Origin of the sequence: Streptomyces niphimycinicus, from assembly GCF_018883605.1 — a bacterium.
GTDB classification, from domain to species: Bacteria; Actinomycetota; Actinomycetes; order Streptomycetales; family Streptomycetaceae; genus Streptomyces; species Streptomyces niphimycinicus.
In genome coordinates, this window is the sequence record NZ_JAHLEM010000229.1 from 20,841 (window position 1) to 33,328 (window position 12,488).

The window sequence follows — 12,488 nt, forward strand, 5'->3', positions numbered from 1 at the left end:
TTACCGGCTCATCCATGGGATTTCGGAGAGGTTTCCGGATTTTATGGCTTGGCATGAGCCTGACATGCGCCGCCGAACCCCCCACGAAAGGACAGTCCGTTGCGGAAGACCCTGAAGCACCTCAAGAGAGCCTCGGCCGCCGGCGCGGTCGCCCTCGCCGCCTTCAGCCTCACCCCCGGCAGTGCCGGCGCCGCGACCACCGGCCCCGAGCCGAGCCCCTCCGTCGTCGGCGGCACCCGCGCCGCCCAGGGCGAATTCCCCTTCATGGTCCGGCTGTCCATGGGCTGTGGCGGCGCTCTCTACACCCAGGACATCGTGCTCACCGCCGCCCACTGCGTGGACGGCAGCGGCGCCAACACCTCCATCACCGCCACCGCGGGCGTCGTCGACCTCCAGAGCTCGAGCGCCGTCAAGGTCAAGTCCACCCAGGTGCTCCAGGCCCCGGGCTACAACGGCACCGGCAAGGACTGGGCGCTCATCAAGCTCGCCAAGCCGATCAACCAGCCCACCCTGAAGATCGCCGACACCACGGCGTACAACAAGGGCGACTTCACCGTCGCCGGCTGGGGCGCGGCCGTCGAGGGCGGCGGCCAGCAGCGCTACCTGCTCAAGGCCACCGTGCCGTTCGTCGACGACGCCACCTGCAAATCCGCGTACGACGAGCTGGTGCCCGGCGAGGAGATCTGCGCCGGCCGGATGGCTCAGGGCGGCGTGGACACCTGCCAGGGCGACTCCGGCGGCCCGATGTTCCGCAAGGACGACAGCGGCCAGTGGATCCAGGTCGGCATCGTGAGCTGGGGCGAGGGCTGCGCGCGGCCCGGCAAGCCCGGCGTCTACACCGAGGTGAGCACCTTCGCCAAGGACATCAAGGCGGCCGCGGGCCAGCTCGGCGGCTGACGCCTCCTCAGCCTCGCCTCCGCCAGGAGCCGACCGGGATCCGGCCATCGGGCCGGTCCCGGTCGGCTCTGTCGGCTCTGTCGGTGCTCCGAGCAGTGTCGGCGCTCTCAGCTCTGTCAGGTCTGTCAGGTCTGTCCGTAGCAGATGCAGAACGGGTGCCCGGCCGGATCGTTGAAGACCCGGAATCCCGACCGCTCCCCGCCGCTGTCATGCAGGAACGTCGCCCCCAGCTCGATCAGCTCCTGCTGCGCCCGCTCCGCGTCCTCGATCGTGTCCACGTCGAAGTCCAGATGGATCTGCTGCGGATACGCCGGATCCGGCCAGCGCGGCGGCTGATGGTCCGGCGCGAGCTGGAAGGCCAGCCGTCGGCCGTCCTCGGCCGTCAGGGTCGCCCACTCGGGATCGCTGTCGTCCACCCGCCAGCCCAGGATCCGTCCGTAGAAGGCGGCCAGCGCGGCGGGGTCGGGACAGTCAAGGACGGTGCACTGAAGCGTCGCGATCATGTCGCGGACCCTAGCCCGGAACGGCCCCGCCCGAAACGGCTGCGCCCGGAACAGCCCCGCCCGGAACAGCCCCGCCCGAAACGGCCCCGCCCGAAACGGCTGCGCCCGGAACCGCTCGGCCCGGGAGCGGCTCCACCTGGAGGGGCCGCGCCCGCCACGGTTCCGTCCGGTACGAGCCGTGGGAAAGTCGATCCGGAAGTGGAACCTCCCCCCGCCCAGGCGACTCCTCCACGGTGGAGACACCGCCTCGGGAGCGGCCCTCCACCATGACCGCCCCGCCCCCTTCCGGCCCCTCGAGGGCCGGATCCGAAACCCCCCACAGGGGTCGGGGCGGTCCGGGGCCGCGACCGGCCCGGCACAGGGTGCCGCGGCGCCGCGGGGGCTTGCGCAGGCCGGAAACATCCGGAGCGCAGGCCAATGCGCCCCGGAGAGGAACCGAGCCCCGAGAAAAAGTAGTCTCGGGAGGCATGACGCACAGCATGAGCGACCACACCGCCGGCCGGCCGGCGACGCCGGGAGACCCCGAGGGGATCGACCCGTCCGTCCTCGACGAGCTGACCAGGTTGCGCGACAGCATCGACAACATCGACGCGGCCGTGGTCCATATGCTCGCCGAGCGCTTCAAATGCACTCAGCAGGTCGGCCACCTCAAGGCCGCCCACCGGCTCCCTCCGGCCGACCCGTCCCGTGAGGCGCGCCAGATCACCCGGCTGCGGCAGCTCGCCGAGAGCGCCAAGCTCGACCCCGGCTTCGCCGAGAAGCTGCTCAACTTCATCATCGCCGAGGTCATCCGGCACCACGAGACCATCGCCCGCTCCTGACACCGGCCCGAGGGCGCACTCCGGCGGTGCGCCCGTACGGCCGTCCGCCCCGGTCGACCACTTCCCACCCGTGTGCGGCCCGCCGCACGTAGGGCAGCATGTCCCCATGTCCGTACTGACGCGCGAGGAAGCGCAGATCCGAGCCCGCCTCATCGAGGTCCACCGCTACACCATCGACCTGGACCTCACCCGCGGGGAGGAGCTCTTCGGCTCCACCACGACCATCCGCTTCAGCGCGCGCCAGGCGGGCGCGGACACCTTCGCCGAGCTCGCGCCGGCCGCGGTCCACCGTGCCGTACTGGACGGCCGCGAGCTCGACCTCACCGGCGACACCGCCGAGGCGCTCGCGGGCGGCCGGCTTCCGCTCACCGGCCTCACCGAGGGCGAGCACGAGCTGCGCGTCGAGACGGATATGCGCTACTCCCACACCGGCGAGGGCATGCACCGCTTCACCGACCCGGCCGACGGCGAGACGTATCTCTACACCATGTGCTGCATGTCGGACGCGAACGACGTCTTCGCCGGGTTCGACCAGCCCGACCTCAAGGCCGTCTTCGACGTCCGCGTCACCGCCCCGCCCCAGTGGACCGTCCTCGGCAACGGCATCGCCACCCGCGTCGGCGCCCCCGAGGAGGGCCGCTGGCAGCTCGCGCCCACCCCGCCCATCAGCACGTATCTGATGGCGCTGGCCGCCGGCCCGTACCACTCGGTGCGCACCGAGCACGCCGGACTCCCCTTCGGGCTGCATGCCCGCCGCTCCCTCGCGCCCTATCTCGAGGCCGACGCCGACGAGCTGTTCGACATCACCCGGCGCTGCTTCGACCGCTACCACGAGATCTTCGAGGAGCCGTACCCCTTCGACTCCTACGACCAGGCGTTCGTCCCCGAATTCAACTCCGGCGCCATGGAGAACCCGGGCCTGGTCACCTTCCGCGACGAATTCGTCTTCCGCTCCGCCGTCACCGACGCCGAGCGCCAGACCCGCGCCATGGTCATCGCCCATGAGATGGCCCATATGTGGTTCGGCGACCTCGTCACCATGAAGTGGTGGGACGACATCTGGCTGAACGAGTCCTTCGCCGAGTACATGGGCTACCAGATCCTCACCGAGACCACCCGCTACACCGACACCTGGGCCGACTTCGGCGTCCGCCGCAAGAACTGGGGCTACGACGCCGACCAGCGCCCCTCCACCCACCCGGTCGCCCCCGCGCCCGAGCTGGTCCCCGACACCGCCGCCGCCCGGCTCAACTTCGACGGCATCTCCTACGCCAAGGGCGCCTCCGCGCTGCGCCAGCTCGTCACCTGGCTCGGCGAGAAGACGTTCCTCGACGGCATCAACGACCACTTCACCCGGCACCGCTTCGGCAACGCCACCCTCGCCGACTTCATCGACTCCCTCGCCCGCTCCTCCGGCCGCGACGTCCACGCCTGGGCCGACCGCTGGCTGCGCACCACCGGCGTCGACACCCTCGCCCCCGTCGTCACCGCGAACGGCGACCGGTGGAGCGCCGAGATCCGCCACCAGGGCGGCGGCCCGGACGGCGACGCCCCCACCCGCCGCCCGCACCGCATCGCCATCGGCCTCTACGACCACGCGCCCGCCGCCCCGCACCAACTGGTCCTGCGGACACGCGTCGAGGCCGAACTCGACGGCGCCGAGCCCGCCCTCAGCCTCTCCTTCACCGGGCCCCGCCCCGATCTGCTGCTCCTCAACGACGGCGACCTCACCTACACCAAGATCCGGCTCGACCCCGGCTCCTGGAAGGCCGTCCACCGCGCCCTGTCCGGCCTCCCCGACGCCGTCAGCCGCGCCGTGGTCTGGAACGCCGCCCGCGACATGGTCCGCGACGGCGACCTGCCGCCCGCCGACTTCCTCGAGGCCGCCCGCGCCCATCTGCCGCACGAGACCGACATAGCGATCGTCCAGGGCGTCCTCGCCTTCGCCCGCACCCAGATCGCCGACCGCTACCTGCCCGCCGACCGGCGCCCCGCCGCCCTGGCCACCATCCGCGCCACCTGCCGCGATCTGCTGCGCCGCACCGAGGACGGCACCGGCGCCGGGCTGCGGCTCGCCGCCGTGCGCACGTTCATCGGCAGCGCCACCGACCCCGCCGAGCTCACCGACTGGCTCGACGGCGACACCGTCCCCGGCGGCCCCGCCCTCGACCCCGAACTGCGCTGGCAGATCCTCGGCCGGCTCGCCGTCCTCGGCGCCGTCGGCCCGGCCCATATCGACGCCGAACTCGCCCGTGACTCCAGCGCCACCGGCCAGGAGGGCGCCGCCCGCTGCCGGGCCGCCCTGCCCGACGCCGCCGCCAAGGAGGCCGCGTGGCAGACCCTCTTCGGCCCTGAAGCGGACGGCCAGGGGCCCGAGCTCTCCAACTACCTGGTCACCGCGACCGTCGCCGGCTTCTGGCAGCCCGAGCACCACGACGTCCTCGCCGACTATGTGCCGCGCTATTTCCCGGCCGCCGTCGCCCTGGGCACCCGCCGCGGCCCCGCCATCGCCGACACCGTCGCCCGCTTCGGCTTCCCGAGCACCGTGGACGCCGAAACCCTGCGACAGGGCGAGGAATGCCTCGCCAACCCCGAGGCCCTGCCCGCCCTGAGCCGCCGCCTGGCCGACCAGCTCGACGACCTGCGCCGAGCCCTGCACGTACGGGAGAAGCAGGGGGAGTAACCGCCCCCGGCCCGTCCCGGGGCCGGGGACAGGTGTTTCGGGGTGGGTCTTCACGCCATGGTGGCCCCTTTTCCACGGTCGGCCCGAGACCCCTCGGCTATCGGAACGGTCTGCGTTGGTTCAAGCGCGTACCAAGCAGGACCAGGGAGTCTCTTGGGAACCGGTGGCCAAAGATCTTCCCCGCCGCCACACTGCCCGTCCCGGTCATGGCACCCGGACTCCGGTGTGATGGCAGCCTGCTGACGTGCTGCGAACGATGAACGGGGTGACGGCGCGTAACCTGCCGCCCAGTGCCTTCGCCCCAGTGATGGCGACCGGAATCGTGTCCCAGGGGCTGGCGGTGGTGGGCGCCCGGCGGCTCTCGGACGCCCTGCTGACCGTGGCCGTGGTGCTCTACAGCGGGCTGCTGGCGGGGCTGGTGTGGCGGGTGGTGCGGTACCCGGGCGAGGTGGCCGCCGACCTGCGGAATCCCGGACGGCTCTTCGGCTTCTTCACCTTCGTCGCCGGCTCCGATGTGCTCGCCGTCCGGCTGGCCCCGGGGCCTGAGCGAGCGGCCGCGTCGGCCCTGCCGGCGCTGGCCGTACCCGTCGCCGTCCTCCTGCTGGGGTGCGGGGCGCTCATGGCGCGCCGGCTCGGCGCGGGCGGGATGGTGCGGCGCGCGGACGGGACCTGGTTCCTGTGCGTGGTGGGGATCCAGTCCGCCGTCCTGGCCACGGCCGCGCTGGCACCAGGACGCGCCCGGCCCGCCGAAGCGCTCGGCTGGGTGGCCGGGGTGCTGCTGTACACGGCGGTGGCCACGGTGGTCGCCTGCCGGCTGGTGCGGTTCGGGATACGGCCCCGGGAACTGTCGCCGCCCTACTGGATCACGATGGGGGCCTGCGCGATCAGCCTCCTCGCCGGTGCCCGGCTGGTGCACCAGGGGCTCGACACCCCCCAGCTCCGGGCGGTGATCCGCGTCGTCCTGATCGCGCTGTGGGGCTGGGCCACCTGCCTGCTGCCACCGCTGCTGGCCGCCGGGGTCTGGCGGCATCTGCTGCATCGGGTGCCCCTGGAGTACGAGCCGTCCTGGTGGACCATCGTCTTCCCCACGGGCATGTACGCCGTGTCCACCGCCGCTCTCGGCGAGGCCGAGGGGGTCCACCGCCTGGTGCTCCTCGGACATCTCACGGTCTGGGTGGCGCTGGGTGCGTGGTTGCTGGTCGCGGCCGGGCTGGTGCGGGCGCGATGGCATCGGCCGCCGGCGTCGAATTCAAGCCAGAAGCCGGGTCAAGAGATGTGAAAGCCCGGCCGGCGGACGCTCTTCATCGAAATGGTGATCGCCCCCCACTTGCCTGCCAGGCAATGGTGACACTTCGTCAACTTCTGTCCACCGCAGCACATCCGTCGATACGCGGGTCCGACATGCCAATGCCAAACCGCAAGGAAAAACAGGTCCAGGTGATGCTAAACGACTTAAACGGGTCATACGACACGGCTGATGCGCGAGCGATGCTGTCGCGACATGCGATTCAGGGCCCCGGCCGGCCGTACGGCACGGAGCCACAGCCAAAGGAGCTGGACCGTGGTGCGCCGCACAGCACGAAGGGCCGTCGCCACCGCCTCGGCGGTGACGGAGAGACTGCTCGCCGCCGGGGCGTCGCTCCGCCGACTCCCGACCACCCCGGATCTACGGGCCGTCTACCGGACCGACCAGACCGTGGAGGACTCCCCCTACCGCGAACGCTGGGCGCACGACCGGGTGGTGCGCTCCACCCATGGCGTCAACTGCACCGGCTCCTGCTCCTGGAAGGTCTATGTCAAGGACGGCCTGATCACCTGGGAGACCCAGCAGACCGACTACCCCTCGGTCGGCCCCGACCGCCCCGAGTACGAACCACGGGGCTGCCCGCGCGGCGCCTCCTTCTCCTGGTACACCTACTCGCCGACCCGGGTGCGCCACCCCCTCGCCCGCGGAGTGCTGGTCGAGCTCTACCGGGAGGCCCGCGACCGGCTCGGCGACCCGGTGGCCGCCTGGGCCGAGATCACCGAGGATCCGGTCAAGCGGCGCCGCTACCAGTCCGCCCGCGGCAAGGGCGGGCTGGTGCGCATCGGCTGGGAGGAGGCCCTGGAGATCGCGGCCGCCGCCCATGTCCACACCCTGCGCGCCCACGGCCCGGACCGGATCGCCGGTTTCTCCCCCATCCCCGCCATGTCCATGGCCTCCCACGCCGTCGGCGCCCGCTTCATGGCGCTGATCGGCGCCCCGATGATCTCCTTCTACGACTGGTACGCGGACCTGCCGATCGCCTCCCCGCAGGTCTTCGGCGACCAGACCGACGTACCCGAATCAGGGGACTGGTGGGACGCGGCGTATCTGATGCTGTGGGGCTCGAACGTGCCGGTCACCCGCACCCCCGACGCCCACTGGATGGCCGAGGCCCGCTACCGGGGACAGAAGGTGGTCGTGGTCTCCCCGGACTACGCGGACGCCACCAAGTTCGCCGACGAATGGCTGCACCCCCACCCCGGAACCGACGGGGCGGTCGCCATGGCCATGGGCCACGTCATCCTCAAGGAGTTCTTCGTCGAGCGCGAGGTCCCCTACTTCACCGACTATGTACGGCGCTTCACCGACCTGCCCTTCCTGGTGGAACTGACCGAGCGGAACGGGCGCCGCACCCCGGGCGCCTTCCTCACCGCCGCAGACCTGGAGGCCACCGACCCGGGCCTGGCCGCCCACGCCGACGACGCGGCCCGGCGCTGGATGCCGGTGCTCCACGACGCCGAGACCGACCGCCCCGTGGTACCGAACGGCACCCTGGGCGACCGGTGGAGCAAGGGCGGCGAAGGCCGCTGGAACCTCGACCTGCGAGGCATCACCCCCCGGCTCACCTTCCACCGGACCACCGGCGCCGAGACCGCCGAGGTCGAACTGCCCCGCTTCGACGAACCCGGCGCCACCATCCGGCGCGCCGTCCCGGCCCGGTGGATCGGCGGGCGGCTGGTCACCACGGTCTTCGACCTGCTCCTGGCCCAGTACGCGGTGGGCCGCCCCGGCCTCACCGGGCAGTGGCCCACCGGTTACGACGACGCCTCGGCACCGTCCACCCCGGCCTGGCAGGAGGCCATCACCTCGGTCCCGGCCGCCGCCGTGATCCGCGCCGCCCGCGAGTTCGCGGGCACCGCGGAGAAGACCCGCGGCCGCTGCATGATCGTCATGGGTGCGGGCACCAACCACTGGTTCCACTCCGACACCATCTACCGCTCCTTCCTCACCCTGTTGCTGCTCACCGGCTGCCAGGGCGTCAACGGCGGCGGCTGGGCGCACTACGTGGGCCAGGAGAAGGTGCGCCCGTACACCGGCTGGCAGCAACTCGCCACCGCCGCCGACTGGACCCGCCCGTCCCGGCAGATGGCCGGCACCCCGTACTGGTACCTCCACACGGATCAGTGGCGCTACGAACGGTACGGAGTGGACGCGCTCGCCTCCCCCACCGGCCGGGGACTGTTCACCGGCCGCCACACCGCGGACCTGGTCGCCCAGTCGATGCGGCTGGGCTGGATGCCCTCCTACCCCACCTTCTCCGCCAACTCCCTGGAGCTGGGCCGCCGGGTGCGGGAGAGCGGGCGCCCGGCGGGGGAGTGGGTCGCCGAGCAACTCGCCTCCGGTGGGCTGGAGTTCGCCTGCGAGAACCCCGACGCGCCGGAGAACTGGCCCCGTGTGCTCACCGTCTGGCGGGCCAACCTCATCGGCTCCTCGGCCAAGGGCAACGAGTATTTCCTGCGCCATCTGCTGGGGGCTCAGGACAACGCCACCGCCGAGGAGATTCCGCCGGACCGCCGGCCGGCCGACCTCGCCTGGCAGGACCGGGCGCCCCGCGGAAAGCTCGACCTGCTGCTCGCGCTGGACTTCCGGATGACCTCCACCACCCTCTTCGCCGACCTCGTGCTCCCCGCCGCGACCTGGTACGAGAAACACGACCTGTCCAGCACCGACATGCACCCGTACGTGCACGCCTTCTCCCCGGCCATCATCCCGCCCTGGCAGGCCCGCACCGACTTCGACATCTTCCACGGTCTCGCCCGCAAGCTCAGCGAACTGGCCGCCGGACGCCTGGAGACCGCCCACGACCTGGTCGCCACCGCACTGATGCACGACACCCCCGGAGAGACGGCCCAGCCCGGCGGGACCGTCCCGGACTGGCGGGACGGCCGCACCCCCGCCGTACCGGGCGTCAACCTGCCGAACGTCACCCTGGTGACCCGCGACTACACCGCCGTCGCCGACCGGCTCGCCGCCTTCGGCCCCCTCGCCCAACAGGCGGGCATGCAGGTCAAGGGCATCACCGTGCACCCGGACCCGGAAGCCACCTGGCTGGCCGAGCGCTGCGGCACCGCCACCCGCGGGGCCGCCGAGGGCAGGCCCCTGCTGGACACCGACGCCAAGCTGTGCGAAGCCATCCTGGCCCTGTCGGGCACCACCAACGGGCGCATCGCCGCCGAAGGGTTCGCCCGGCTCGCCGAGCGCTGCGGCCCCGGCTCGGACCTCACCGCACTGGGCGCCTCGGTGGCCGAACGACGCGTGGTGTTCTCCGACACCCAGGCCCGACCCGTCCAGGTCGGCGCCAGCTTCGAATGGTCCGGCAAGGAGGCTCCCGACCGCCGCTACGCGCCGTTCACCATCAACACCGAACACCGCAAGCCCTGGCACACCCTCACCGGCCGCCAGCACTTCTACCTCGACCACTCCTGGATCGCCGAGCTGGGCGAACAACTCCCCGTCTACCGGCCGCCGCTGGACCTGGCCGCCCTCGGCGAGGCCCCGCGGGAAGCGGACGGCGACACCGGCCGCACGGTCACCGTCCGCTACATCACCCCGCACTCGAAATGGTCCATCCACTCCGAGTACCAGGAAAACCTGATCATGCAGACCCTGGCCCGCGGCGGCCCGGTCATCTGGCTCAGCGTCCCCGACGCCCAGGCCGTCGGCGTATCCGACAACGACTGGATCGAGGCCGTCAACGCCAACGGCGTCGTGGTCGCCCGGGCCGTGGTCTCCCACCGCATGCCCACCGGCACCGTGTTCATGTACCACGTGCAGGAACGGCTGGTGAACGTGCCCAAATCCGAGGCCACCGGCCGCCGCGGCGGAGTGCACAACGCCCTCACCAAACTCCTCATCAAGCCCACCCACCTCATCGGCGGCTACGCCCAGCTCTCCTTCGCCCCCAACTACTACGGACCCACCGGCAACCAGCGGGACGCGGTCACCGTCATCCGGCGCCGCTCCCAGAACGTGGAGTACTGACATGCCGCGCCGCCCGCCACCCGGCCCCCGCGTCATGGCCCAGGTCGCCATGGTCATGAACCTCGACAAGTGCATCGGCTGCCACACCTGCTCGGTCACCTGCAAACAGACCTGGACCAACCGCTCCGGCACCGAATACGTCTGGTTCAACAACGTCGAGACCCGCCCCGGCCAGGGCTACCCCCGCGGCTACGAGGACCAGGACACCTGGAAGGGCGGCTGGCACCTCAAGGGCGGCAAGCTGGTGCCCCGCACCGGCGGCCGGGCCCGCCGCCTCGCCCGGCTGTTCGCCAACCCCGAACTGCCCCGGCTGGACGACTACTACCAGCCCTGGACATACGACTACGACACCCTCACCACCGCCCCGCTCGGCGACGACGTGCCCACCGCCCCACCCCGCTCCCTCATCGACGGCCGGCCCACCTCCGTCACCTGGGGCCCCAACTGGGACGACGACCTCGGCGGGGGGCCGGAGCACATCGCCGGCGACCCCGTCCTGGCGAAGATGAGCGAAAAGGTCAGGCTGGAGTACGAACAAGCCTTCATGTTCTACCTGCCGCGCATCTGCGAGCACTGCCTCAACCCCTCCTGCGTCGCCGTCTGCCCCTCCGGCGCGATGTACAAGCGGATCGAGGACGGCATCGTCCTGGTCGACCAGGACCGCTGCCGCGGCTGGCGCATGTGCGTCAGCGGCTGCCCGTACAAGAAGGTCTACTTCAACCACCGCAGCGGCAAGGCCGAGAAGTGCACCCTGTGCTATCCGCGCATCGAGGCCGGGGAACCCACCGTGTGCTCCGAGACCTGCGTGGGACGGCTGCGCTACCTCGGCGTCATGCTCTACGACCCCGACAAGGTCGGCGAGGCCGCCGCCACCACCGACGAGAAGGACCTCTACGAGGCACAGCTCGGCTGCTTCCTCGACCCCCAGGACCCCGCCGTGGCCCGCGCCGCCGCCGACTCCGGCATCCCGAACGACTGGATCGAAGCCGCCCGGCGCTCCCCGGTGCACGCCCTCATCACCCGGTACCGGGTGGCGCTGCCGCTGCACCCCGAATACCGCACCATGCCGTCGTGTCCTGGGAGCCGAACGAGACGGGGCCCTACGGGATATGCGGGGTTCGCAGGGTGCGTTCGGCGCGTTTGAAGGTGCGGGTGACGGGGGCGCTCTCGATGTGGGTGATGCCGGGGAGGGCGGCGATCGGCCCGGTGAGGTAGCTGTGCAGTTCGCGGTTGTCCTTCCGATGATCGCCCCGGCGCTCGCCCGGCCGGGCCTCACGGTCAGTCTCAGCGCCGACGTCGAAGTCACCGTCTCCGCGGACATGTTCACCCAGTTGCGCGCCGCCTACCAGGCAGGCCGACATGCCCAGCACTCCGACGGAGCCTCCACCGGAGTCACGGTCCACGACATCCTGCGGATGGCCACCCTCGACGGCGCCCGCTCCCTGGGCCTGGCCGACCGCACCGGCTCCCTCACCCCCGGCAAACAGGCCGACCTCCTGGTCCTGCGCGCCGACCAGCCCGATGTGGCCCCCGTCCACGACCCGTACAGCACCGTCGTCCTTCATATGGACCGCTCGCACGTCGAGACGGTCATGGTCGCCGGGCGGGAACACATCCATTCCGGTCGGCCTGTCGTCGACAGTTCCGAGCTCTTGAACGACGCCCGCCGAACCGCCCACCGTCTGGACCGGGCAGGTATCGGCGTCCGTTCGGGCAGGGGGCAGACTGACGGGTATGGATCGAGAAACTCTTGAGCGGACCTTGACCGTCGACGGGGAGAGGTTCGAAGTCGCCGAGCGCCCCGACGAACCCGGAACCTACGACTTCACCTGGCTGACCGGGCCGAACCCCGACTACGGCTTCACCACCCGGGTCCATGGAGCCGACTCCCTCAGCACACGGCAACTGGAGGACTCCGCACGGGAGTTCCTCGGCCAGGTGGACCCCGACACCGGGTATATCGAGTAGCCGGGCGGGCGGATCAATCCGGGTGACCGGGCCGTACCACGTATGGGTGCACTTCCCGCGGACCCCGGACCGGAGCGTTGGTGTGCGAAGTAGTTTGGGCAGCCCTGACCGCCGCCCGACCGCTGCCACCTGCCCGACTCCCAGACACCCCCTAGGGGCACACCCATGCCCGTGCCCGCATCCGGAACCGCCCGCCTCCTCGCCGGGGGCCATGGCGGACCGGGCGCGCTCCGCCCGATGGTCGACACCGTCCTCGACGCCCTCGCCCACGGGGCCGCCGACCGCGGCGGGCCACTCCCGGCCGGGGGCCCGGCCGCGGTGGACCGGCG

8 protein-coding genes and 1 pseudogene are annotated in these 12,488 nt (G+C 71.6%); 8 read left to right on the forward strand and 1 reads right to left on the reverse strand.

Translation table 11 applies throughout. The features are described from left to right. Positions 1–99 precede the first annotated feature (99 nt). Positions 100–897 carry a S1 family peptidase gene (locus KN815_RS21195; RefSeq protein WP_216343523.1) on the forward strand — a complete coding sequence of 266 codons (798 nt, stop codon included), beginning with the start codon at positions 100–102 and terminating at the stop codon, positions 895–897. Positions 898–1,022: 125 nt separating this feature from the next. Here the strand turns inward: KN815_RS21195 and KN815_RS21200 are convergent, their stop codons facing one another. Next, on the reverse strand, positions 1,023–1,400 hold the full coding sequence (locus KN815_RS21200) for a VOC family protein (protein ID WP_216343524.1): 378 nt from the start codon (positions 1,398–1,400) through the stop codon (positions 1,023–1,025). A gap of 479 nt (positions 1,401–1,879) precedes the next feature. On the opposite strand from KN815_RS21200, the gene KN815_RS21205 reads away from it, so the two are divergent. The 7 genes and pseudogenes from KN815_RS21205 (at position 1,880) to KN815_RS21235 (ending at position 12,159) form a co-directional block, all read left to right on the forward strand. Beyond that, entirely contained in the window at positions 1,880–2,221 is a 342-nt protein-coding gene (locus KN815_RS21205) for a chorismate mutase (RefSeq protein ID WP_050994040.1), read from the forward strand. Between the two features lie 106 nt (positions 2,222–2,327). Beyond that, positions 2,328–4,904 carry an aminopeptidase N gene (gene pepN / locus KN815_RS21210; RefSeq protein ID WP_216343525.1) on the forward strand — a complete coding sequence of 859 codons (2,577 nt, stop codon included), beginning with the start codon at positions 2,328–2,330 and terminating at the stop codon, positions 4,902–4,904. Positions 4,905–5,169: 265 nt separating this feature from the next. After that, a complete protein-coding gene (locus KN815_RS21215) occupies positions 5,170–6,183 on the forward strand; it encodes a tellurite resistance/C4-dicarboxylate transporter family protein (protein WP_253209139.1) in 1,014 nt (337 codons plus the stop codon). 282 nt (positions 6,184–6,465) lie between these two features. Next, positions 6,466–10,191: a nitrate reductase subunit alpha gene (locus KN815_RS21220; protein ID WP_253209140.1), complete on the forward strand. Its 3,726-nt coding sequence runs from the start codon at positions 6,466–6,468 to the stop codon at positions 10,189–10,191. 1 nt (position 10,192) lies between these two features. Beyond that, positions 10,193–11,260: pseudogene (narH, locus tag KN815_RS21225) on the forward strand (nitrate reductase subunit beta); the annotation flags it as partial. A gap of 172 nt (positions 11,261–11,432) precedes the next feature. After that, positions 11,433–11,945 carry an amidohydrolase family protein gene (locus KN815_RS21230; RefSeq protein ID WP_216343529.1) on the forward strand — a complete coding sequence of 171 codons (513 nt, stop codon included), beginning with the start codon at positions 11,433–11,435 and terminating at the stop codon, positions 11,943–11,945. Next, a complete protein-coding gene (locus KN815_RS21235; protein WP_216343527.1) occupies positions 11,926–12,159 on the forward strand; it encodes a hypothetical protein in 234 nt (77 codons plus the stop codon). Before KN815_RS21230 ends, KN815_RS21235 begins: the two co-directional genes overlap by 20 nt. Positions 12,160–12,488 lie beyond the last annotated feature (329 nt).